This is a genomic window from Bradyrhizobium sp. P5_C12, assembly GCF_054049735.1.
In genome coordinates, this window is the sequence record NZ_JBFULU010000001.1 from 40,464 (window position 1) to 62,503 (window position 22,040).

Annotated in this window: 21 protein-coding genes and 1 riboswitch; of the genes, 13 read left to right on the forward strand and 8 right to left on the reverse strand. The window is 66.1% G+C overall.

From position 1 onward, the window contains the following. The first annotated feature begins 13 nt into the window (after positions 1-13). The 3 genes from argH (at position 14) to lysA (ending at position 3,084) form a co-directional block, all read left to right on the forward strand. Complete coding sequence (gene argH, locus ACXJMY_RS00210; protein WP_456617308.1) at positions 14-1,411, forward strand: argininosuccinate lyase; 1,398 nt, start codon at positions 14-16, stop codon at positions 1,409-1,411. 93 nt (positions 1,412-1,504) lie between these two features. Next, the gene (lptM, locus tag ACXJMY_RS00215) at positions 1,505-1,795 is read left to right on the forward strand and encodes an LPS translocon maturation chaperone LptM (protein WP_456617309.1); all 291 of its coding nucleotides are present in this window, start codon (positions 1,505-1,507) and stop codon (positions 1,793-1,795) included. Positions 1,796-1,818: 23 nt separating this feature from the next. Further along, positions 1,819-3,084 (forward strand): diaminopimelate decarboxylase, encoded by a 1,266-nt coding sequence (gene lysA, locus ACXJMY_RS00220; RefSeq protein WP_456617310.1) that lies wholly within the window; start codon positions 1,819-1,821, stop codon positions 3,082-3,084. 165 nt (positions 3,085-3,249) lie between these two features. On the opposite strand, the gene ACXJMY_RS00225 is transcribed toward lysA, so the two are convergent. Together ACXJMY_RS00225 and ACXJMY_RS00230 are read right to left on the reverse strand one after the other, a co-directional pair. Next, positions 3,250-4,158, reverse strand: a complete 909-nt coding sequence (locus ACXJMY_RS00225) for an NAD(P)-dependent oxidoreductase (protein WP_456617311.1) — start codon at positions 4,156-4,158, stop codon at positions 3,250-3,252. A gap of 130 nt (positions 4,159-4,288) precedes the next feature. Continuing rightward, positions 4,289-4,672, reverse strand: coding sequence for a carboxymuconolactone decarboxylase family protein (locus ACXJMY_RS00230; RefSeq protein ID WP_008567285.1), 384 nt, complete (start codon positions 4,670-4,672; stop codon positions 4,289-4,291). Positions 4,673-4,840: 168 nt separating this feature from the next. Here ACXJMY_RS00230 and ACXJMY_RS00235 point away from each other — a divergent pair, with 168 nt between their 5' ends. Beyond that, a complete protein-coding gene (locus ACXJMY_RS00235; protein WP_456617312.1) occupies positions 4,841-6,808 on the forward strand; it encodes a TIGR02302 family protein in 1,968 nt (655 codons plus the stop codon). Next, complete coding sequence (locus tag ACXJMY_RS00240; RefSeq protein WP_456617313.1) at positions 6,796-7,941, forward strand: DUF4175 family protein; 1,146 nt, start codon at positions 6,796-6,798, stop codon at positions 7,939-7,941. Before ACXJMY_RS00235 ends, ACXJMY_RS00240 begins: the two co-directional genes overlap by 13 nt. A 275-nt stretch (positions 7,942-8,216) precedes the next feature. Here the strand turns inward: ACXJMY_RS00240 and ACXJMY_RS00245 are convergent, their stop codons facing one another. Both ACXJMY_RS00245 and ACXJMY_RS00250 read right to left on the reverse strand, forming a co-directional pair. Then, entirely contained in the window at positions 8,217-8,591 is a 375-nt protein-coding gene (locus ACXJMY_RS00245) for a response regulator (protein ID WP_456617314.1), read from the reverse strand. A gap of 92 nt (positions 8,592-8,683) precedes the next feature. Then, complete coding sequence (locus ACXJMY_RS00250; RefSeq protein WP_456617557.1) at positions 8,684-9,565, reverse strand: MJ0042-type zinc finger domain-containing protein; 882 nt, start codon at positions 9,563-9,565, stop codon at positions 8,684-8,686. 225 nt (positions 9,566-9,790) lie between these two features. On the opposite strand from ACXJMY_RS00250, the gene ftsE reads away from it, so the two are divergent. The 4 genes from ftsE (at position 9,791) to ACXJMY_RS00270 (ending at position 13,196) form a co-directional block, all read left to right on the forward strand. Next, a complete protein-coding gene (gene ftsE / locus ACXJMY_RS00255; protein ID WP_456617315.1) occupies positions 9,791-10,450 on the forward strand; it encodes a cell division ATP-binding protein FtsE in 660 nt (219 codons plus the stop codon). Then, positions 10,443-11,411: a cell division protein FtsX gene (locus ACXJMY_RS00260; RefSeq protein WP_456617316.1), complete on the forward strand. Its 969-nt coding sequence runs from the start codon at positions 10,443-10,445 to the stop codon at positions 11,409-11,411. Before ftsE ends, ACXJMY_RS00260 begins: the two co-directional genes overlap by 8 nt. A 288-nt stretch (positions 11,412-11,699) precedes the next feature. After that, positions 11,700-12,404 (forward strand): YdcF family protein, encoded by a 705-nt coding sequence (locus ACXJMY_RS00265; protein ID WP_456617317.1) that lies wholly within the window; start codon positions 11,700-11,702, stop codon positions 12,402-12,404. A 24-nt stretch (positions 12,405-12,428) separates the two neighbouring features. Further along, complete coding sequence (locus ACXJMY_RS00270) at positions 12,429-13,196, forward strand: lysophospholipid acyltransferase family protein (RefSeq protein ID WP_456617318.1); 768 nt, start codon at positions 12,429-12,431, stop codon at positions 13,194-13,196. Here the strand turns inward: ACXJMY_RS00270 and ACXJMY_RS00275 are convergent. Beyond that, on the reverse strand, positions 13,193-13,804 hold the full coding sequence (locus ACXJMY_RS00275) for a gamma-glutamylcyclotransferase (protein ID WP_456617319.1): 612 nt from the start codon (positions 13,802-13,804) through the stop codon (positions 13,193-13,195). The two genes, ACXJMY_RS00270 and ACXJMY_RS00275, sit on opposite strands and share 4 nt — an antisense overlap. Positions 13,805-13,914: 110 nt before the next feature. On the opposite strand from ACXJMY_RS00275, the gene ACXJMY_RS00280 reads away from it, so the two are divergent. From ACXJMY_RS00280 to ACXJMY_RS00290, 3 genes are all read left to right on the forward strand, one after another. Then, entirely contained in the window at positions 13,915-15,099 is a 1,185-nt protein-coding gene (locus ACXJMY_RS00280; protein ID WP_456617320.1) for a DUF2125 domain-containing protein, read from the forward strand. Between the two features lie 232 nt (positions 15,100-15,331). Further along, positions 15,332-15,559, forward strand: a complete 228-nt coding sequence (locus ACXJMY_RS00285) for a hypothetical protein (protein ID WP_456617321.1) — start codon at positions 15,332-15,334, stop codon at positions 15,557-15,559. A gap of 282 nt (positions 15,560-15,841) precedes the next feature. Then, positions 15,842-17,410 carry a hypothetical protein gene (locus tag ACXJMY_RS00290; RefSeq protein WP_456617322.1) on the forward strand — a complete coding sequence of 523 codons (1,569 nt, stop codon included), beginning with the start codon at positions 15,842-15,844 and terminating at the stop codon, positions 17,408-17,410. Positions 17,411-17,525: 115 nt separating this feature from the next. On the opposite strand, the gene ACXJMY_RS00295 is transcribed toward ACXJMY_RS00290, so the two are convergent. From ACXJMY_RS00295 to ACXJMY_RS00305, 3 genes are read right to left on the reverse strand one after another with little or no spacing between them, the layout of a single operon-like run. After that, positions 17,526-18,464, reverse strand: a complete 939-nt coding sequence (locus ACXJMY_RS00295) for a prephenate/arogenate dehydrogenase family protein (protein ID WP_456617323.1) — start codon at positions 18,462-18,464, stop codon at positions 17,526-17,528. Further along, a complete protein-coding gene (gene hisC, locus ACXJMY_RS00300) occupies positions 18,461-19,558 on the reverse strand; it encodes a histidinol-phosphate transaminase (RefSeq protein ID WP_456617324.1) in 1,098 nt (365 codons plus the stop codon). Before hisC ends, ACXJMY_RS00295 begins: the two co-directional genes overlap by 4 nt. A gap of 30 nt (positions 19,559-19,588) precedes the next feature. Further along, on the reverse strand, positions 19,589-20,437 hold the full coding sequence (locus ACXJMY_RS00305; protein ID WP_456617325.1) for a chorismate mutase: 849 nt from the start codon (positions 20,435-20,437) through the stop codon (positions 19,589-19,591). Between the two features lie 227 nt (positions 20,438-20,664). Beyond that, positions 20,665-20,744, forward strand: a riboswitch (SAM riboswitch). 93 nt (positions 20,745-20,837) lie between these two features. On the opposite strand from ACXJMY_RS00305, the gene metX reads away from it, so the two are divergent. Next, positions 20,838-22,040, forward strand: coding sequence for a homoserine O-acetyltransferase MetX (gene metX, locus ACXJMY_RS00310; protein ID WP_456617326.1), 1,203 nt, complete (start codon positions 20,838-20,840; stop codon positions 22,038-22,040).

Genomic DNA, 22,040 nt, shown 5'->3' on the forward strand with positions numbered 1-22,040 from the left:
TGAGCAGGGGATCATGAGCAACAAGATGTGGGGCGGCCGGTTCTCGGAACGTCCCGATGAGATCATGGAAGAGATCAACGTCTCCATCGACGTCGATCGTCACCTCTTTGCCCAGGACATTGCCGCGTCCAAGGCCCACGCCGCGATGCTCGCCGCACAGGGCATCATCACGGCTTCTGATGCGAAAAATATCGGCAAGGGTCTAGACACGATTTTGTCAGAGATCGGCAACGGCGGCTTCACGTTCAAGCGCGCGCTCGAGGACATTCACATGAATGTCGAGAGCCGCCTGTCGGAGCTGATCGGCCCTGCCGCCGGCCGCCTGCACACCGCGCGCTCGCGCAACGACCAGGTCGCGACCGATTTCCGTCTGTACGTCCGCGACGTGCTCGACGAGACCGACGCCGCGCTTGCCGCGTTCCAGGCTGCGCTGGTGGAACGCGCGCTGGAGCACGCCGGAACGGTCATGCCCGGCTTCACGCATCTCCAGACCGCGCAGCCCGTCACCTTCGGCCACCATCTGCTCGCCTATGTCGAGATGGCCGCGCGCGACCGCGGCCGCTTCCAGGATGCGCGCAAGCGGCTGAACGAATCGCCGCTCGGCGCCGCCGCGCTCGCCGGCACCTCGTTCCCGATCGACCGCCACGCCACCGCGAAGGCGCTCGGCTTCGATCGTCCGATGGCGAATTCGCTCGACGCAGTCTCCGACCGCGACTTCGTGCTGGAGACCTTGTCGGCGGCCTCGATCTGCGCCGTGCACATGTCGCGCTTCGCCGAGGAGATCGTGATCTGGACCTCGCCGCTGGTCGGCCTCATCCGGCTCAGCGACAAGTTCACCACCGGCTCCTCGATCATGCCGCAGAAGCGCAATCCCGACGCCGCCGAGCTGGTGCGCGCCAAGACCGGCCGCGTCATCGGTGCGCTCAACGGTCTCCTGATCGTGATGAAGGGCCTGCCGCTCGCCTATCAAAAGGACATGCAGGAGGACAAGCAGGGCGCCATGGAAGGCTTCGCCGCGCTGTCGCTCGCGATCCGCGCCATGACCGGCATGGTCCGCGACCTCGTGCCGGATGAAGCGAAGATGAGGCTTGCTGCCGGCGAGGGCTATGCCACCGCGACCGATCTCGCCGACTGGCTGGTGCGGACGCTGAAGATGCCGTTCCGCGACGCCCATCACGTCACCGGCCGTATCGTGGCCAAGGCCGCCGAGAGCGGCGCGGCGCTGCACGAGCTGCCGCTGAAGGAGATGCAGGCGATCGAGCCCAGGATCACCAAGGACGTGCTCGGCGTGCTCTCGGTCGAATCGTCGGTGAAGAGCCGTACCAGCTTTGGCGGCACCGCGCCGAAGAACGTGGCGTCGCAGGCCAAGGCCTGGCTGAAGCGGTTGGAAAAAGAGCGAAAATTGGGCTGAGGACGAAATTTCGCTTGTTTTTCATGGTCATCCGGCTCTCGCCAGAGCGCGCCAATCTCTGTATGGTGCGCCCCGCGTAGTGGGGATTTCGTCGTGACGTCAAAGTTTCGCCCGGCCGGCTCGGGGTGGGCCATCATTGTCTTGAGCCTGAGCGCGCTCGCGCTTGCCGGCTGCGGCCGCAAAGGCCCGCTCGACCTGCCGCCGACCGCCTCCAGCGCGTCCACCGCCAATGTGGCGGGGCCGACCGACACCGAGATCGAAGCCCGGAGAACGCCGAGCGTGTTCAACCCCACCTACGGTGAGGACGCCGCGCCCGCGGCGGCCAAGGGCAGGAAGAAATCGTTTATTCTCGACCCGCTTCTGGACGACAAGCCCGGCCGATAGGCCGGGCCAACTGAGCCAACGCCATGAACCATTTCGACTATCGCAACGGCGTTCTGCACGCCGAGGCGGTGAACCTGTCCGAGCTGGCCGCGACCGTCGGCACGCCGTTCTATTGCTATTCGACCGCAACGCTGGAGCGCCACTACCGCGTCTTCACTGATGCGTTTGCCGGCGACAAGGTGCTGGTCTGCTACGCCATGAAGGCCAACTCGAACCAGTCGGTGCTGCGCACGCTGGCCAGGCTGGGCGCCGGCGCCGACGTGGTCTCGGGCGGCGAATTGAAGCGGGCGCTGGCCGCCGGCATCCCGGCCGCAAAAATCCTGTTCTCCGGCGTCGGCAAGACCGAAGCCGAGCTGCGCGCCGCCCTGGCTGCCGACATCCTCTGCATCAACGTCGAATCCGAGCCGGAGCTGGAGCTGCTGTCGCGGCTTGCGACCGAAACGGGCAAGACCGCGCGCATCTCGGTGCGCGTCAATCCGGACGTCGATGCCGGCACGCATGCGAAGATCTCCACCGGCAAGTCCGAGAACAAGTTCGGCATCCCGATTGCGCATGCCCGCGAGGTCTATGCGCGGGCCGCGAGATTGCCGGGCATCGAGGTGACCGGCACCGACGTGCATATCGGCAGCCAGATCACCGACCTCTCCAAGATGGAGACCGCGTTCCGCATCCTCGCCGAGTTCGTGCAGACGCTGCGCGCCGATGGTCACAACATCTCGCATGTCGATTTCGGCGGCGGCCTCGGCATTCCCTATTACATGGACCGCGAGGCGCCGCCCGCGCCCGACGCCTACGCCGCCATGGTCAAGCGCATCACGCATAATCTCGGCTGCACGCTGATGTTCGAGCCGGGCCGGATGATCGTCGGCAATGCCGGCATCCTGGTCGCGAAGGTGATCTATGTGAAGCACGGCGACGGCAAGAATTTCGTCATCATCGACGCCGCGATGAACGACCTGATCCGCCCGACGCTGTACGAGGCCCATCACGATATCCTGCCGGTGACGCAGCCGGCGAAGGGCGCCGCCACGATCGCGGCCGACGTGGTCGGCCCGGTCTGCGAGACCGGCGACTATCTCGCGCTCGATCGCACCCTGCCGACGCCCAAGCCCGGCGATCTCCTCGCCATCATGACCGCCGGCGCCTATGGCGCGGTGCAGGCCGGCACCTACAACACAAGGCCGCTGGTGCCGGAGGTGCTGGTGAAGGGCGACCAGTACGCCGTCGTGCGTCCGCGCGTGGAGGTCGAGCAGCTGATTGCGATGGACACGCCGGCGCCGTGGCTGTGAGCCCACGCCGGTTCAACAATCACGGTGTCGTCCCGGCGAAGGCCGGGACCCATAACCCCAGGAAGTGGTTGTGGCGCGAAGCGGGCAACTCCGAGTCCCCGTAATCACATCCGCCTGTGGTTATGGGTCCCGGCCTTCGCCGGGACGACGAAGAGATTGGAGCGGCTACTTCCCCGCCAATCCACCCGTCTTCCCGCCAACCACCACCCCCGCCTTCTTCTCGATCGGCTTGATCGCCGCGGTGAAATCGGAATCGGCGCCTTCCGCGCTGATCACGGTCTCCCACAGGCGCCCGACGGCGTCCGCGACCTCCATCGACAGGCCGAGATGCTTCATCTCCTCCAGCGCCAGCCGCACGTCCTTGACCATCAAACCGGTGGCGAAGCCGAAGTCGAAGGTCCGCGGCAGCACCGCGCGCGGAAACTTGTCGCGGCTTGCGGTGTTCATGCCGGAGCCGGCATTGATGACGTCGATCATCACGGCGGGATCGAGCCCGGCCTTGACGCCCATCACCACGGCTTCCGACGTCGCCACGATCGCGGTGGCCGACAGGAAATTGTTGGCGAGCTTCATGGTCTGCGCCGCGCCCGGCTTCTCGCCGATGAAGAACACCTTTCCGATCACGCCGAGCGCCGGCTTCAACAGCTCGAACTCCGCCTTCGGCCCCGACACCATCACCGCCAGCGTGCCCTTCTCGGCGCCGCCGACGCCGCCGGAGACGGGACTGTCGATCTGCACAATGTTGCGCCTGGCGAGCAGGCCGTGAATCTTCGCCGCCATCTGCGAGCCGACGGTGGAGAGATCGATGAAACGCCTGGCGCGTGAGCCCTCGATCACGCCGTTCGCCCCGGTCGCGACCTCGAGCGAGGCCTGCAGCGACGGCAGGCTCGCCATCACAGTTTCGACCTGGTCGGCGACGTCCTTTGGTGAAGAGGCCGCGGTGGCGCCGCGCGCCACGAGCTTGTCGACGACCTCCTTGCGGGTGTCGAACACGACGAGCTGGTTTCCGGCCTCGATCAGCCGCCGCGCCATCGGGAAACCCATGTTTCCGAGGCCGATGAATCCGATGTCCATGGTGTTTCCTTTTACGTTGTTCGTTGTTGGGAGCGGAGGTGCGCGCCACACCTTCCGCCGTCGTCCCGGCCTTCGCCGGGACGACCGGAGGAGGGACGCTGCGTCCCTCACCCACGGGACGTCGCCCCCCTCACGCCTTGCCGTCGATCTCCGCGAACACCTCGCGCGCGATCCGGAAGCTGTCGACCGCGGCCGGCATGCCGCCATAGATCGCGACCTGCATCAAAATCTCGCGGATCTCGTCGCGGGTTACGCCGTTGGTCAGCGCGCCCTTGAGATGCGCGCGAAACTCGTGCTGGCGGTTGAGGATCGCGATCATGGCGATGTTGAGCATGCTGCGGGTCTTGCGCGGCAGTTCCTCGCGGCCCCACACCGTGCCCCAGCAATATTCGTTGAGCATCTCCTGGAACGGACGGTTGAAGTCGTCGACGTTCTTCAGGGCATTGTTGACATAGGCTTCCCCCAGCACCGCCTTGCGAACTTCCAGCCCCTTGTCGTGCATTTTCTTGTCCATGGCGTTCCCTTTGTTTCCCTTGGATGGCGTCGCGGAAATTACGGGGTTGAGCCGGGCCAGTCACGTCCTCGTGTTATGCGGGAAAAGGGGTAGGTCCCGTACAGGAACGGATGCCTCAGTGCTGCCGTTGTGGTACGCTTCTCTCTACCGGGCAACCTGGAGAGCTGATTGAACGGCGTCACCCCCGACCCGTCAGACCCGAACCGCGATGGCGACGCTCTGTCGCGGCTGAAGCTGGCGCAGGCCCTCGCACGGGCGACCTATGCCATCGCGTGGGAGCGTGTCTGGCCGACTCTGGCGCGTCTTCTGACCGTCGTGGGCCTGTTCCTGGTGGTGTCCTGGGCCGGTCTGTGGCTGGCGCTGCCCTTCGTCGTCCGCGCCATCGGTCTCGTCATCTTCGCCGGCCTCGCCGCCGCCGCAGCGTTCCCGCTGGTGGGCTTCCGCTGGCCGAGCCGCGAGCAGGCGCTCGCCCGGCTCGATCGTGGCTCCGGCATCCGTCACCGCCCGGCCACCACGCTCACCGACACGCTGAGCTCGCAGGACCCGGTCGCACAGGCGCTGTGGCAGGCGCAGCGCGAGCGCACGCTCGCCTCCCTCAAGCGCATCCGCGCCGGTCTGCCGCGTCCGCGCCTCGCGCTGCACGATCCCTGGGCGCTGCGCGCGCTGGTCATGGTGATGCTGGTTGCGACCTTCTTCGCCGCCGGCGACGAGCGCGCGATGCGCCTCGGCGCCGCCTTCGACTGGAACGGCGTGCTGGCGCCGGCCAATATTCGCGTCGATGCCTGGGTCACTCCGCCGCTCTACACCGGCAAGCCGCCGGTCATCCTGTCGGCCGCCAACAAGGAGGCCGCGGCGCTGCCGGCTAGCGGCCCGCTCGCCATTCCCGCCGGCTCGACCCTGATCGTGCGTTCCTCCGGTGGAAGCCTCGATGTCGCCGTCTCCGGCGGCCTCAAGGAGGTCGCGCCTACTGAAGCCACGCCCAAGGGCACCAACGAGAAGCATTTTGCCATCACCGGCGACGGCACCGCGCATGTCCGCGCGCCCTCCGGCCAGCCGCAATGGGCCTTCACGGCAACGCCGGACCGCCCGCCGACGATTGCGCTCGCCAAGGATCCGGAGCGCCAGGCCCGCGGCGCGCTGCAGCTCTCCTACAAGATCGAGGACGATTACGGCGTCACCGGTGCCGAGGCGCAAATCGCCCTGCGCCCTGCCGACGCCAAGCCTTCCGACGCCAAGCCTTCCGACGTCAAGCCTTCCGGCACCAAGGACGCCGACACCAAGGCGGCCGCGCGCCCGCTGTTCCAGCCGCCGCAATTCCCGCTGGTGCTGCCGAACGCGCGCACCCGCAACGGCATCGGTCAGACCGTCAAGGACCTCAGCGAGGACCCCTATGCCGGCGCCGACGTCACGCTGACGCTCACCGCCAAGGACGAGGCCGGCAACGAGGCGCGAAGCGAGCCCTTCAACATGCGGCTGCCCGAGCGTCTGTTCACGAACTCGCTCGCGCGTGCGCTGATCGAGCAGCGCCGCATCCTGGCGCTCGACGCCAACAAGAATTCCGACGTCTACGCCGCGCTCGACGCGCTGATGATCGCGCCCGAATTGTTCACGCCGGATGCCGGTTGCTATCTCGGCCTGCGCAGCCTGGCGCTCCAGCTCGAAGCGGCCCGCACCGACGACGCGATGCGCGAGGTCGTGTCGAGCATGTGGGCGTTCGCGGTCACCATCGAGGACGACGGTGTCGCCGGCAGCGTCAACGCCGCGCTGCGCTCGGCGCAGGATGCGCTCAAGCAGGCGCTTGAACGCGGCGCCAGCGAGGACGAGATCAAGGCGCTGACGCGCAAGCTGCGCGAGGCGATGGCCGGAAAGGTGCGGGACGTCGCCCGGCGCGCCGAGCAAAATCCGCTGGGACCCCGGCAGCCTTTCCCGGCCGAGGTCCAGCTCATTCTCGACAAGGCCGTCGAGCTGCGCCAGAAGACCCAGCAGGCGACGCCGGAGCAGCTCGAAGAGCTGGCGCAGCAGCAGGATGCATTGCGCCAGCAGCTCCAGGCCTATCGCAAGTCGGCGAACAGCCGGGCCAAGGCGGGGGACGACGGGGCCAATCAATTTACGCGGGACCGGAAATGCGGAAGCTAGCGCGCGTGCCAGTCTTGAGGGCGATGTCGATCGCCTGCCTCGCCCTCCTGTTGGGGGGCCTTCCTGCCGTCGCTGCCCCGCAGGATCAGGATCCTGACGCGCTGCTCGACGGTGCGGAAAAGGCGATGCAGGACGCCGGCGACAACCTCAGGCAGAAGGAGTCCGGGCGCAGCCTGAACAATCAGTCCGATGCCATTCAGAAGCTCGAGGAATACAAGCGGGCGACGGAAAGAAGCCAATCCTCCAATCGCGATCGTTCCTTCATCACCCAGCGCGATCTGGACGAGATGGTGAAGCAGATCGAGAAGCTGGCGCGCGAAGGCAATCGCGAGGCGGCCCAGCGCATGCTGGAGCAGCTGGCGCAGATCATGGAAAATCTCCAGATGGCGCAGCCCGGGCAATCCGGCGACAGCGAGATGGAGCAGGCGCTCAACGAGCTGACCGACATGATCCGCAAGCAGCAGCAATTGCGCGACAAGACCTACAAGCAGGGCCAGGACTCCCGGCGTGACCGCTCGCGCGGCAAGCAGCAGGGCGACCAGTCGATGTCGGACCTGCAGCAGGACCAGCAGGCGCTGCGTGACCGCCTGAAGAAGTTGCAGGACGAGCTCGCCAAGCGCGGCCTCGGGCAAAAGGGACAGAAGGGTCAGAAAGGGCAGCAGGGCCAGCAAGGCGATCCGGGACAGCCCGGCCAGAATGGCGATCAGGACGGTGACCAGGGCGATGACGACGGCGGCCTGGATACGGCCGATGGCGCCATGGGCGACGCCGGCTCCAAGCTCGGCGAAGGCAATGCCGACGGCGCCGTGGATTCGCAAGGCAAGGCGCTCGACGCGCTGCGCAAGGGCGCGCAGAAGATGGCCGAGGCGATGCAGCAGGGTGACGGCGACGGCCAGGGCGACGGTCCCGGCAATCGCGCTGGTCGCCAGCAGAGCGGCGGCAATCAGACCGATCCGCTCGGCCGCCCGCTTCACGGCCGCGAGTTCAGCGACGACTACACGGTCAAGATTCCCGGCGAGATCGACGCCCAGCGCGTCCGCCGCATCCTCGAAGAGCTCCGCCGCCGCCTCGGCGACACCTCGCGCCCGCAGATCGAGCTCGACTATATCGAGCGGCTGCTGAAGGATTTTTGAGTTTCTTGTAGCCCGGCCATCTCCCCAACGTCGTCCCGGCGAAGGCCGGGACCCACAACCCCAGGGAGCAGTTTGGCGAAGATTGGGGTCCGGTACTGCTATCGTTCTTTACAGACAGACCTCGCGGTATGGGTCCCGGCCTTCGCCGGGACGACACCGGGTGTGCGGGGCGATCATCGCGTCACAGCGGCAGTGCTGTAGCCGGATGAGCGAAGCGATATCCGGGACAGCGGTCCCGCATGTCGCTGCACTCATGGGGGCTACAAGAGCGCCCGCTATCCCTTCTTCGCCGCCAGCGCATCCGCCACCGCGGTGCGGATGTCGGCGATCGAGAACGGCTTGGTCACGACGTCGTGCACCAGCGCATTGAGGTTCGAGGCGCGCTCGCGCTGGTCGGCAAATCCGGTCATCAGCAAAATGGTCAGGTCGGGGAAGTCGCGGGCCGCAGCGAGCGCGAGCGCGATGCCGTCCATCACCGGCATCTGGATATCGGTGAGCAGCAGGTCGAACGCGCCGTCCTCGCGGGTCAGGATCTCGAGCGCCTCGGCGCCGTCCTGCGCCGTGACGGTCTCATGACCGTCCATGGCGATGGCGCGCGCGACCAGCGTGCGCATGGATTCCTCGTCGTCGGCGATCAACACTCTGGGCATCGGACCAACCTCACGCGCGGGACCTCGAGCATGATCCGGAAAACTGCGTAGCGGTCTTCCGAAGGATCATGCTCAAATAATAGCCTGGCCGACTATACGCTGCCGCCGGCAATGTCGCGCCGGTTGAAGAAGCGAACGTCGATATTGCGGCCCTCCGGTGGCGGCGAGGCCAGGCGCGACCTGAAGAAGGCGCGTTCGCCGGGCCGCAGCACGGTCTGCTCCAGCACCGTATTCCAGGCGTAGATTTCGGCGCCTTGCGCGTCGCGCACCGCAAAGCGCAAGCGCGGGATGTCGAGCGCCTTCTTGCCTTCGCCGACGATCACGCCCTCGATCACGAGCACCTGCTTACCGTCCACGGTCTCGCTCGAGAGCTTCACGTCCTTGAAGGCCAGCCCGCGCAGGTTCACGTCAAGCCCGACCATTTTGTAAAACGCCGCCGTTTGCGGCAGCAGCCGCACCATGTCGCCGCGCCAGACGACCAAGGCCAGCACCAGCGCGCCCATCGCGGCGCAGGCGGTCGGCAGGCCGACATGGGATTTTCGCGGCGCCGTGGTGGGAGCCATGCGGCTGACCCGCGCGCCGCGGCGACGGAACAGGCTGCGGAACCACGACTGGTGCTGCGCGCCGGCGCCGTCGTCGTCCTCGGCGGCCCGGGCCGCCGCCGCCCAATCGTCCGCGGTTTCCCCGGCGTCCTCGGTCGGCCAGTCGCTGGCGATCGAGGGGCTGTCGACCACCGGGGTCTCGGCGGCACCGTCGTCCTCGGCGTAGGAGTTCCACTGCTCGGCGAGGTCGGATTGGTCGTCGGCCCGGCTGGCCGCGGCCATGGCCGGGACCGACGCCTCCTCGACGGCATCCTCGGGATACGCCATCCAGGTCTCCTTGCAACGGGAGCAGCGGACCGTGCGCCCGTTCGCCCCGAGGCTCGCGAGCTTGATGGCGTAGGATGTCGTACAATAGGGGCAGACGATATGCATGGACGAGCCTTGATGCATGGACGAATCTTGAAGCTACTCTTGACGCGAATCTTGGACGTATCTCGGCGATGACCCGGTGGTGCGAAACCGGGCGCCAAGACGCATCCAAGGATGCTACATGGCGACCGTTAACGAACCGGAAACCATAACGGCCGCAAAACCCGTTGATCGCCTATGGCGGAGCGCCGCGGCCGGCGGTCCGCCCCCTCTCGAACGGAGCTGAGCTTGGTTCGGTTCGAAAATGTCGGATTGCGTTACGGTCTGGGGCCGGAGATTCTGCGCGATCTCAGTTTCCAGATCCCGCCGCATTCCTTCCAGTTTCTCACCGGCCCGTCCGGCGCCGGCAAGACGTCGTTGCTGCGCCTGCTGTTCCTGTCGCACCGGCCGACGCGGGGCCTGGTCAACCTGTTCGGCCACGACGTCTCGCTGCTCGGCAAGGACGAGATCGCCGATTTGCGCAAGCGTATCGGCATCGTGCTCCAGGATTTCCGCCTGCTCGACCACATGACGACGTATGAGAACGTCGCGCTGCCGTTCCGCGTCATGGGCCGCAGCGAGTCGAGCTACCGCAAGGAGGTCATCGATCTCCTGAAATGGGTCGGGCTCGGCGAGCGCATGGATGCGCTGCCGCCAATTCTTTCAGGCGGCGAGAAGCAGCGCGCCGCGATCGCGCGCGCGGTGATCTCGCGACCGCAGCTGCTGCTTGCGGACGAGCCGACCGGCAGCGTCGATCCGACGCTCGGGCGAAGGCTGCTGCGGCTCTTCATCGAGCTCAACAAGTCCGGCACCGCCGTCATCATCGCCACCCACGACATCGCGCTGATGGACCAGTACGAGGCGCGCCGCTTCGTGCTGCATCAGGGACGGCTGCACGTCTATGAGTAAGCCCGACGAACGCGGCGTGCTGGTCGATCTCGGACAGGAGCGTCCGCAGCTTCCGGCCAGGGCGCGCAACATGTCGCCGATCGTGCCGCGCGCCTCGATCCACGGGCGCGCGCTGGTCGCGGTCGTCGCCATCATGACGTTCCTCGCCTCGATGACCACGGGCACGGTGCTGCTGGTCAGCGCCTCCGCCGCGGAATGGCAGTCCGATGTCGCAAGCGAGATCACCATCCAGGTGCGCCCGCAGGCCGGACGCGACCTCGAGCGTGACACCGTGGCGGTGACGGAGGCGATGCGCGCGCAAGCGGGCATCGTCGAGGTCAAACCCTTCACCAAGGACGAGAGCGGCAAGCTGCTCGAGCCATGGCTCGGCACCGGCCTGTCGATGGACGATCTGCCGGTGCCGCGCATGATCATCGCGCGGGTCCAGCCCGGCACGCCGCTCGATCTCGCCGCCCTGCGCAACCGCGTGACCCAGGTGGCCCCGAGTGCGAGCGTGGACGATCACCGCGCCTGGATCGAGCGCATGCGCTCGATGACCAACGCGACCGTGCTCGCCGGCCTCGGCATCCTCGCGCTCGTCATCGTTGCGACCATCATCTCGGTGTCGTTCGCGACCCGCGGCGCGATGGCGGCGAACCGCCCGATCGTCGAAGTCCTGCATTTCGTCGGCGCCGGCGACCGTTACATCGCCAACCGCTTCCTGCGGCATTTCCTCAGGCTGGGCCTGGAAGGCGGCGTGATCGGCGGCGGCGTCGCCATGCTGGTGTTCGGCTTCTCCGAGTCGATCGCCGGCTGGTTCTCCGGCACCCCGGTCGGCGACCAGTTCGCGGCGCTGCTGGGCACCTTCTCGCTGCGGCCGTCCGGCTATGTCGTGCTTGCGGTGCAGGCAGTGCTGATCGGCGCCGTCACGGCCGTAGCCTCGCGCCAGACGCTGTTCGCGACGTTGAATGAGGTCGATTGAGAATATGTGTGCTTGCGGTTTCTTCGCCTCTCCCCGCTTGCGGGGAGAGGCCGGAATACGCGCTGGAAGCGCGGATTCCGGGTGAGGGGGACTCTCCGCGAGTCCAACAGCTTCCGTCCCTGCGGAGAGCCCCCCTCACCCCAACCCTCTCCCTGCAAGCGGGGCGAGGGAGCGCCGCGCCGACGCGGATAGAGTAATGGTCCATTGCGTTCGAAGAGCCCGATAAACCGGACTCCACTTCGCCTCAAAACGTCCTAAAATCATCGGGGAAGGGATCACCGACATCGCATGACCGCGCCGACCGACGATCCATCGCCGAACCTGCCGCGCGGCTGGCTGCGCGCGGTGGTGGTGTCGGCGATCGCATTCGCCTTCGTCGGCGCGGCGGCCGGCTTCATCGTGTTCCTGTCGCAATTGCGCGGCGCCGAGGTCGCACCGGACCGCAAGGCGGACGGCATCGTGGTCTTGACCGGCGGCTCCTCGCGGGTCTCCGACGCGATGGAGTTGCTGGCTGCCGGCTACGGCAAGCGGCTCCTGATCTCGGGCGTGCACCCGACCTCCACGGCGAGCGACATTTCCCGGACGCTGCCGGAGAACCAGTCCTTCATGCATTGCTGCGTCGATCTCGACCGCACCGCGGTCTCGACCCGCGGCAACGCGGCGGAAGCGCGGCGCTGGGCCGAGGGGCGCGGCTTCAAATCGCTGATCGTTGTCACCTCCAACTATCACATGCCGCGCGCGCTCGCGGAATTCTCGCATGCGATGCCGGAGACGACGCTGATCCCGTTCGCGGTGGTCGGCGAAAAATGGCGCGAGGAGCCGTGGTGGACCTCGGCTTCGACGCTGCGGCTGCTGCTGTCGGAATATGTCAAATATATCGCCGCCGAGCTCAGGGTGCGGCTGGAGGATTTCGGGATTGACCTTTCTCCCGAAGTATCGGAGCAGCCTCAAGGCTCCCAGCCGAAACGGCCTGCCACCGCGCAGGCGAACTGACAGACCCTTGATCGGATTGTCCGGATGTTCTCGATTTTCCTGCGTTCGCTCCTCTTCAACGTCCTGTTCTATGCCGTCCTGGTGGTTTGCGCCATCATTGCACTCCCGACCTTCCTGATGCCGCCGCGGGCGATGCTGACGGTCGCCGGATGGTGGGCCGGYGCGGCGCTGTACCTGATGCGCGTGATCTGCAACATCAAGGTCGAATTCCGGGGCGTCGAGAAGATCCCGGAGGGACCGCTGGTCATTGTCTCCAAGCACCAGTCGTTCTGGGAGACGTTCGCGCTGCTGCCCTATTTCAATCGTCCGATCTTCATCCTCAAGCGCCAGCTTATATACATTCCGGTATTCGGCCAGTTCCTGATCAAGACCGGCATGATCTCGATCGACCGGAGCGCCGGCGTCAAGGCGCTGCTGGATATGACGCGCCGGGCCCGCAGTGCCGTGCGCGGCGGTTGCCAGCTCGTGATCTTCCCCGAAGGCACGCGCCGCGCGCCGGGCGCAGCGCCGGACTACAAGACCGGATTTGCCCAGATCTATTCCGCATGCGGCGTACAATGTCTGCCGGTGGCGCTCAATTCCGGTCTGTTCTGGCCGCGCCGCAATTTCATGCGTTACCCGGGAACGCTGATGGTGGAATTCCTCGATCCGCTGCCGCCCGGCCTGCCGAAGGACGAATTCATTACGCGTGTGCGCGACACGATCGAAGGCGCGACTGGTCGTATCGTCGAGGCAGGGCGGGCCGAACAGGAACGCTTGATCGGTGCTGCGCCGAGCTACGAGCGCGGCTAGCGGTTCTCGCGATCCTCGACCGGAGCCGGGGCGTGCAGGGAATGCGCTTCGCCGTGCAGCATGGTCGCGAGTTGATGCAGCTGCGCGTCGCGAAAACCTTCGGCCTCGATCGCCTTCACCGTCGCCGTCACGTAATCGCGGTTGGCGCCGGACTGGCCGTGGCCCTGGAGCACGTGGCGGTGCTGCTCGGTGAGCGACAGCCGCCCGGCATATTGCACATGGCCGCGGTCGACGACATAGGCGAGCGCGGAGACGCGCTGCCGGGCGTCGTTCTCGAGCCACACCGAGCGCATCACCTCGCGATAGACCGACGTCACCTGCTCGCGCGCCCTCAGGTAATCGACCACGTCGGCGCGATTCTTCTCCGCGACGCGGAAGGCGATGCCGCGGCAGGCGCCGCCGCGGTCGAGCCCCAGCACCAGGCCCGGCTTTTCCGGCGTGCCGCGATGCACGAAGGAATAGACGCAGAGCGCGCGATGCTCGCCGACCAGCCGCGCCGGGACGCGTTCCTCGAATTCGAAGCCCGGCCGCCACATCAGGGAGCCGTAGCCGAACACCCAGAGGTCGCCTTTGGCTGATGTGACGGAGGGGAGGGTGATTTCCGACATTTCGGGCACGGCTAGCAGAACCGCGCCCTCAAGCGAAGCGAATTCTCCGCCTTTCGTCGCAGGCCGACCTCGCTTACATTTGACAAAATCTGGGGTCAAAGGGTCGCCGCATGTCCGATATGACCGCCGCCGCAGGCCGGCGCCCCCGCTGGGGCCTATTCATCGCACCCGTCCTCCTCCTGATCCTTGCCGCAGCCTGGAGCGGCTTCTGGTTCTATGCCGCCTCGCAGGCCGAGGTCGCCGCCGACGCCTGGCGGGCGCAGGAGGCCAAATCCGGCCGCATCTATGATTGCGCCAAGCGCTCGATCGCCGGCTTTCCGTTCCGCTTCGAGGTGCAGTGCTCCGGCGCCAGCGTCGCCCTGGTGTCGCAGAATGCGAGCAAGACGCCGTTCACGGCCAAGCTCGACAACATCTTGGTCGTCGCCCAGGTCTACGACCCCAGGCTCGTCATCGCCGAATTCTCGGCGCCGGCGACGCTGACCGACGGCATCACGCAAAATTCGTTCGTGGTGAACTGGAGCAAGGGGCGCAGCAGCGTGGTCGGCTTGCCGGCCGTGCCGGAGCGCGCCTCCATCGTGTTCGACGATCCCACCATCAACCGGCTCGACGGCAGCGTGCCGGTGCCGCTCGCGCGCGCCAAGCAGATCGAGCTGCATGGACGCCTCGCCGATGGTTCGCCGCCCGCCCATCCGGTCATCGAGACCGTGCTTCATGTCGCGCAGGGCAGCATCCAGGGCGTTCATCCCTTGCTCGCCGAGCCGTTCGAGGCCGACACGCGCGCCAAGATCACCGGCCTGTCCGACCTCACGCCGAAACCCTGGCCGCAGCGCTTCCGCGAGATCCAGGCCGCCGGCGGTCATATCGAAATCGTGCAGTCCCGGATCCAGCAGGGTGAGATGATCGCGGTCGCGGCCGGCACGCTCGCCCTCTCGGCCAATGGCCGTCTCGACGGCGAATTGCAGATGACGATGACGGGCCTCGAGCGGGTCATTCCGGCGCTCGGCATCGAGAAGATGCTGGAAGAGGGCGTGCCGCAGGCGACGCTCGATCGCGTCGCGCCCGGCATGAAGACGCAGGACCTGAACAATCTGTTCGGGGCACTCGATCGCGCCGTTCCCGGCCTCGGCAAGGTCATCAAGCAGAACGCCAATGCCGGCGTTGCCGCCGGCATCAATTCGATCGGCACCGAGAGCACGCTCGAGGGCCGGAAGGCGCGCAGCTTCCCGCTGAAGTTCGTCGACGGCGCCGTGCTGCTCGGCCCGGTCAAGGTCGGCCAGATCCCGCCGCTGTATTAGGCGTTGTAGCTCCCGTAGCCCGGATGAAGCGCAGCGAAATCCGGGGTTCTTGATCTCGGCTGACGCTGTCTCGGATTGCGCTTCGCTTCATCCGGGCTACGAATCTACGAACTCGTCTCACGGACCCTTCGCCGGATCGTGATCGCGAGCCGGGAATGCGAAGCCGCAAAGCCCGCTCTCTCTCCATGTCGGCCGCACGATGAGGCGGCCTGCTCAGGCAGGAGAGAATATCATGACGAAGTCCACGCTGTTCATTGCCGCCATCGCCGTCTCGACCGCGCTTGCAACGCCGGCACTCGCGCAGTGGCAGTGGCAGTCGCAAGAGCCGGCCGCGTACGCCGCGATGTATCCGAACGGCGATCGCAACAGCGCGAGCCCCGCAACGCGGGATACGATGGCGTTGGTGCCGTCAGCGAAGTCACCGCGACCGACGGTGATGCGCGCGACCAAGGGCAAATAGAACACCGATCGATCCGAGACGTTGTGCGTGCGGAGTTGGGCCCGGTCATGCCCCGATCGGGCCCAGCACGCGCTGCCAATCACATGCGCGGCGATCGCGCGGGCGGATCGGTGGAGCAGAGAAAATATTCCGAACCTGATCGTCAGGAAAACGTGATGCAGAAGATGCACCCCGCCGCGAATAACCGCAGCCGCATTCAAATCACTCCACACCAGGGAAGCATACCTGCGCCGGGGACGGCGCGACGGATTGGACCTGCTTCCCAAGAGGAGGGAGATTCAAGTGCGGATCATCAACTACGGACTGATACTGGGGATTCTCGCTGTTTCTTCGGGAGGGGCCCTTGCCGAAGACAATGTCGCAATCGAAATCCAGTCGCTGAAGGCCAAACTGAAGGAGCTCCAGCAGCGCGTGGATTCGGAGGCGCGCAAGACGCGGCAGGTTGAAGCGCAGGCGAAAGCCGCTCCGATGCCGGCAACCTACAAGGCGCTGCCCGTCGATCCATGCGCTGACGGCAAGATATGCTACAAGGGAATTACGCTCACCTTCGGCGGCTGGGTCGATCTCACCGGCATCTACCGGTCGCGCAATCTCGCCTCGGACACCGGCTCGGTCTACAACTTCATCCCTTACCAGCAGAGCCGCAACTTCAACATTCCGGAAACGCGTTTCTCCGCGCGCCAGAGCAGGTTCTCGGTGCTGGCCGAGGGCAACGCCGATGCCGACACGCATCTCGCCGGTTATGGCGAAATCGACTTCGAAGGCGCGGCGCAGACGGCGAGCTCGGTTGCGACCAACTCGTTCAATCCGCGCATGCGGCAGCTCAGCCTGGAGGTTTATCGCAGCGATCTCGGACTTCACGTCCTCGCGGGGCAATCATGGTCGTTGAACTCGCCAGGCAAGTCGGGCATCGATTCTCGCGGCGTCGATGCGCCCGGCGTGATCGATTTCGAATCTGTTCCGGGATTTATCTCCGCGCGGCAACCCGGTCTGCGCGTCTGGCAGGACATCGGGCCGGAGTTCAAGCTGGCCGCGTCGGTCGAGAATGCGCAGACTGCGTTCTTCGGCGGCAATGTTCCGGCCGTCGGCACGCCAGCGGCCGGACCACAGGGTGTGCTCAATCCGAACCTTCAGGTCAATCTGACCGGACCGGGCGGCAGCTTCTTCAACAACCTCAACAATGTCAGCCTGAACCAGGTGCCCGACGTCACAGTGAAGGCGGCGTGGGACCCGCGGCTAGGGCCCTACAGGCTGCATGTCGAAGCCTGGGCGCTCTACCGCCAGCTGTTCGACCGCTTCAACAACGCCAATCACACTTATGACACCGGAAGTTTCGGTGGCCACATCTTCGCCGAGCTGATTCCCAAGACCCTCGATCTCCAGCTCTACGGCTCGCACGGCGTGCTCGGCCGCTTCACGCAGACGCCGTTCCCCGACGCGGCGGTCGCGCAGGACGGCACCATCCTGCCGTTGACGATCACGGCGGCCACGGTCGGCCTGGTCTGGCACGCGACACCGAGCCTCGATGTCTACTCCTATGCGGGCCTGGAAAAGGCCAAGGCAGCGTTCGCGAATGTCGGAACAGTCCCGTTCGGCTACGGCAATCCGCTCTACAACAACACCGGCTGCTTCACTGAGAACTCGCCGGCCGCGACCTGCAACGGCAACACCAAGGAGGTTCGGCAGATCACCGCCGGGCTTTACGACACCATCTACCAGGGCAGGTATGGCACCCTCAAAGCCGGCGTGCAGTATTCCTACACGCAACGGCTCGCCTTCGACGGCGTCGGCGGTGCGCCGAAGACGGACGACAACATCGTCATGACGCAGATCCGCTACTATCCGTTCTAGTCACGAAGCAACCGCGGACTCGTAGCCCGGATGGAGCGAGGCGCAATCCGGGAATCTTGCCCCGAGCGACAGGGGTCCCGGATTACGCTTGCGCTTCATCCGGGCTACTCGACCGTTACGGCTTCTTTCCGAGCTGCGCGTGCGGCCGGCCGAAATCCGGCGCCGCCGAATCCTGGCCGATCTCGACGATGCCGCGGCGGATGGCGCGGGTGCGGGTGAAGTGATCGAACAGCGCCTCGCCGTCGCCGCGCCGAATGGCGCGGGTGAGTTTTGCCAGATCCTCGGTGAAGGTGCCGAGCATCTCCAGCACGGCCTCCTTGTTGGCGAGGAAGACGTCGCGCCACATCGTCGGATCGGACGCCGCGATGCGGGTGAAATCGCGGAAGCCGCCGGCGGAGAACTTGATGACCTCGGATTCCGTCACCTGCGCCAGCTCGTCGGCGGTGCCGACGATGGTGTAGGCGATCAGATGCGGCAGATGGCTGGTGATCGCGAGCACGAGATCATGATGATCCGGCGTCATGATCTCGACCTTGGCGCCCATCGCCGCCCAGAACGCGCGCAGGCGATCGGTCGCAGCCGCATCGACGCCTTCCGGCGGCGTCAAAATGCACCAGCGATTGATGAAGAGCTCGGCGAAGCCTGAGTCAGGTCCCGAATGCTCGGTGCCTGCCACGGGATGCGCCGGCACGAAATGAACGGTCTGCGGCAGATGCGGCGCCATGTCCCTGACGATGGCGCCCTTGACCGAGCCGACGTCGGAGATGATCGCGCCGGGCTTCAGGTGATCGGCGATCTCCTGCGCCACCGGCCCGCAGGCGCCGACGGGAATGCAGAGGATGACGAGATCGGCATCCTTGACGGCCTCCGCATTGGTCGCCACGACCTGGTCGACGATGCCGAGCTCGAGCACCCGCGCGCGCGTCTTCTCCGAGCGCGCGGTGGTGACGATCTCGGAAGCCAGGCCCTGGAGCTTGGCAGCGCGCGCGATCGAGCCGCCGATCAGGCCGAAGCCGATCAGCGCGACGCGCTGGAAGTGCGGGTTGGCGCTCATTTGCCGGCCACGAAGTCGCGCAAGGCCTCGACGACGAGGCGGTTGGCCTCCTCGGTGCCGATGGTCATGCGCAGCGCATGCGGCAGGCCGTAGTTCTTCAGCCCGCGCAGCACGAGGCCACGCTTGGTGAGGTACGCGTCGGCGTCGTCCGAGGTCTTGCCCTTGTCGGTCGGGAAGTGGATCAGGATGAAATTGGCGACGCCCGGCGTCACCTTGAGACCGAGCTTGGTGACCTCCTCGGTCAGCCAGTTGCGCCAGGTCTCGGTGAACTGCTTCGACATCGCCTGGTGCGCGGTGTCCTCGATCGCGGCGACCGCGGCATACATCGCCGGCGTCGACACGTTGAACGGACCGCGGATGCGGTTGACCGCGTCGATGACGTGCTCGGGGCCGAACATCCAGCCGACGCGCAGCGCAGCTAAGCCGTGGATCTTGGAGAAGGTGTGCGTCACCACGGTGTTCTCGGTGGTGGCGACCAGCTCGATCCCCATTTCATAGTCGTTGCGGGACACATAGTCGGAATAGGCGGCATCCAGCACCAAGAGGACGTGCGACGGCAGGCCGGCGCGCAGGCGCTTGACCTCGTCGAACGGCACATAGGTGCCGGTCGGATTGTTGGGGTTGGCGAGCCAGACCAGCTTTGTCTTCGGCGTCACCGCCTTGAGGATGGCGTCGACGTCGCAGGTCAGGTTCTTCTCCTGCGCGACCACGTTCTTGGCGCCGACCGCCATGGTCGCGATCGGATAGACTAGGAAGCCGTGCGTGGTGGAGATCGCCTCGTCGCCCTGGCTCAGATAGGTGTGGGCGAGCAGGTTGAGGATCTCGTCCGAGCCGGCGCCGCAGATGATGCGGTTGGGGTCGAGCCCGAAGGTGCGGCCGATCGCTTCGCGCAGCACGCGCGAGGTGCCTTCCGGGTAATCTTCCAGATGATCGGCCACGTGCTTGAAGGCCTCGATCGCCTTGGGCGAGGGTCCGAACGGCGTCTCGTTGGCCGAGAGCTTGAACACCTTGCGGCCCGGCTCAGCGACCGGGCTCTTGCCGGGCGTGTAGGGCGCAATATCGAGAATGCCGGGATTCGGCACGGGGCGGGACATCTTCAACTCCGGATTGGCAGGGCGCGTGACTTACGATTTCGACCCGGTCGGGGGCACCGTATAGCGCGTTGCGTGGCTGCCGACGAGGGCCGTGGAGCGCACCGAGGCCCCCGCTTCGATCAGGGCAGCCTTGATTTTGTCGATACTGGTCGCGCTCGTGACCGAGATCAGCAGCGCCGCGCCGTCGAAGGCGGTATCGGGCACCGCCACGATCTCGGCGAGCGGCGACAGCGCCCGCGCAACGTCGGCGTTCCACCCGGAGACGCGGACGCTGAAGGTCTCGACCTCCGTCACCATGGCGCTGTCGGCGACCCGCGAGACCACGAATACGGGGAGCGCGGCCGGATGGTCGGCGCGCTCGACGAAGGGCAGCCGGGCGATGATCTTCGGCATGCCGGCCGCTTCCAGCGACAGCCACCACGGCGTGCGGCTCGAGGTCGCCGAGACCAGCGCCAGGTCGCCCTTGGATTTCGCCACCGCCTCGACCGCGGCCTGCGCGCTGAAATGCGCGACGTAAGGCACGGTGAAGCCGAAATGGAAGCGCGCGGAATCGCGCATCGCGGGCTCGCTCACCGCGATGTCGGCATGCACGGAAAACGGCGCCTGGACGTAGGTGAACGTCGAGATGATGACGCGCCAGATGCTCTCCACCGTGTCGAGCGGCAGGATGCCGCGATGGCGCTGGACGAGGTCGCGCATCATGGCGGCCTCGCGTGCCGGGCGGAACGCGGAGCCGACCTCCTGGGTCTGCTTCACCTGGATCAGACGGTCGATGATGTCGCCGCGCTGCATCAGGAGGCGATGCATCCCCTCGTCGATCGCATCGATCTCCTTGCGCAATTCCTGCAACGATGGTGGCGCGGGCGGACGTTGGGACATATCTGACAGAGCTGTTGAGCGGCGTTTCGGGGCGGATCGGCAAGGGGATCAGCAAGAGGATCACCAAGGCCGCATCCGCTGCGATCGAGGTTCTGATTAGGCAGGATGGACGGCGAAAGCAAAGAGAAATGCAAAGAGAAATTGGGGCCTGTCCGGCTGACGCCGCGGAGACGAATTTGGCCAATCCGGACCGCGGCTTGACGAAAACAGCCCAAGCCGGTAGGATTTGCCTGTTCCGTGGTCATTTGAGCCGGCCGGCTTGCAGCCACGTTAAAAAACTCGCTAAACAGGCCGGGGACGCTTTCGATCCCGGCCGAACCTATCGTTCAGGCCGGGTTTTTCATGGCCTGATGTCAGTGGCGATCTGAAGTCCGATCGCAAACGAGGACGATGGTCAGAGATGGTTGGCGTCAAAGCGATTCCCAGTCCCGCGATCAGTGCCGACGACCGGTCGCATGAGGTGGATTATCCGAGCTCGCCGGTCGCGCATTTCGGCGCCGATCAGCCGCTGCGGCTCGATTGCGGCATCGACCTCTCTCCGTTCCAGATCGCCTACCAGACCTATGGCGAGCTCAACGCCGCGCGGTCCAATGCGATCCTGATCTGCCATGCGCTGACCGGCGATCAGCACGTCGCCAATGTCCACCCCGTCACCGGCAAGCCCGGCTGGTGGGAAACATTGGTCGGTACGGGCCGCCCGCTCGATCCGAGCCAGTACTTCATCATCTGCGCCAACGTCATCGGCGGCTGCATGGGCTCGACCGGGCCGGCCTCGATCAATCCCGCGACCGGCAAGGCGTGGGGGCTGGATTTCCCGGTCATCACCATCCCCGACATGGTGCGCGCGCAGGCGATGTTGATCGACCGGCTCGGCATCGACACCCTGTTCGCGGTGGTCGGCGGTTCGATGGGCGGCATGCAGGTGCTGCAATGGACTGCGGCCTATCCTGAGCGCGTGTACTCCGCGCTGGCGATCGCCTGCTCGACGCGACACTCGGCGCAGAATATCGCCTTCCACGAGCTCGGCCGTCAGGCCGTGATGGCCGATCCCGACTGGCACAATGGCGGCTACGCCGATCACGGCATCCATCCGCATCGCGGCCTCGCGGTGGCGCGGATGGCGGCGCACATCACCTATCTCTCGGACGCGGCGCTGCACCGCAAGTTCGGCCGGCGCATGCAGGACCGCGAGCTGCCGACCTTCTCGTTCGACGCCGATTTCCAGGTCGAGAGCTATCTGCGCTACCAGGGCTCGTCCTTCGTCGAGCGCTTCGATGCCAACTCCTATCTCTATCTGACCCGCGCGATGGATTACTTCGACATCGCCGGCGACCATGGCGGCGTGCTGGCAAAGGCGTTCGCCGGCATCCAGACCCGCTTCTGCGTGGTCTCCTTCACCAGCGACTGGCTGTTTCCGACCTCGGAATCGCGCGCGCTGGTGCATGCGCTGAATGCGTCCAGCGCACGGGTGTCGTTCGCCGAGATCGAGACCGATCGCGGCCACGACGCCTTCCTGCTCGACGTCCCCGAATTCTTCGACATCTCCCGCGCCTTCCTGCAATCGGCCGGCAAGGCGCGCGGACTCAGCGGCAAGGACGGCTAG

Coding starts and splice junctions, on each gene's coding strand:
- argH (WP_456617308.1), top strand. CDS start 14: ATGAGCAACAAGATGTGGGGCGGCCGGTTCTCGGAACGTCCCGATGAG.
- lysA (WP_456617310.1), top strand. CDS start 1,819: ATGAACCATTTCGACTATCGCAACGGCGTTCTGCACGCCGAGGCGGTG.
- ACXJMY_RS00225 (WP_456617311.1), bottom strand. CDS start 4,158: ATGGACATCGGATTCATCGGCCTCGGAAACATGGGTTTCCCGATGGCG.
- ACXJMY_RS00230 (WP_008567285.1), bottom strand. CDS start 4,672: ATGGACAAGAAAATGCACGACAAGGGGCTGGAAGTTCGCAAGGCGGTG.
- ACXJMY_RS00240 (WP_456617313.1), top strand. CDS start 6,796: ATGCGGAAGCTAGCGCGCGTGCCAGTCTTGAGGGCGATGTCGATCGCC.
- ACXJMY_RS00245 (WP_456617314.1), bottom strand. CDS start 8,591: ATGCCCAGAGTGTTGATCGCCGACGACGAGGAATCCATGCGCACGCTG.
- ACXJMY_RS00250 (WP_456617557.1), bottom strand. CDS start 9,565: ATGCATATCGTCTGCCCCTATTGTACGACATCCTACGCCATCAAGCTC.
- ACXJMY_RS00260 (WP_456617316.1), top strand. CDS start 10,443: ATGAGTAAGCCCGACGAACGCGGCGTGCTGGTCGATCTCGGACAGGAG.
- ACXJMY_RS00265 (WP_456617317.1), top strand. CDS start 11,700: ATGACCGCGCCGACCGACGATCCATCGCCGAACCTGCCGCGCGGCTGG.
- ACXJMY_RS00275 (WP_456617319.1), bottom strand. CDS start 13,804: ATGTCGGAAATCACCCTCCCCTCCGTCACATCAGCCAAAGGCGACCTC.
- ACXJMY_RS00280 (WP_456617320.1), top strand. CDS start 13,915: ATGTCCGATATGACCGCCGCCGCAGGCCGGCGCCCCCGCTGGGGCCTA.
- ACXJMY_RS00285 (WP_456617321.1), top strand. CDS start 15,332: ATGACGAAGTCCACGCTGTTCATTGCCGCCATCGCCGTCTCGACCGCG.
- ACXJMY_RS00295 (WP_456617323.1), bottom strand. CDS start 18,464: ATGAGCGCCAACCCGCACTTCCAGCGCGTCGCGCTGATCGGCTTCGGC.
- hisC (WP_456617324.1), bottom strand. CDS start 19,558: ATGTCCCGCCCCGTGCCGAATCCCGGCATTCTCGATATTGCGCCCTAC.
- ACXJMY_RS00305 (WP_456617325.1), bottom strand. CDS start 20,437: ATGTCCCAACGTCCGCCCGCGCCACCATCGTTGCAGGAATTGCGCAAG.
- metX (WP_456617326.1), top strand. CDS start 20,838: ATGGTTGGCGTCAAAGCGATTCCCAGTCCCGCGATCAGTGCCGACGAC.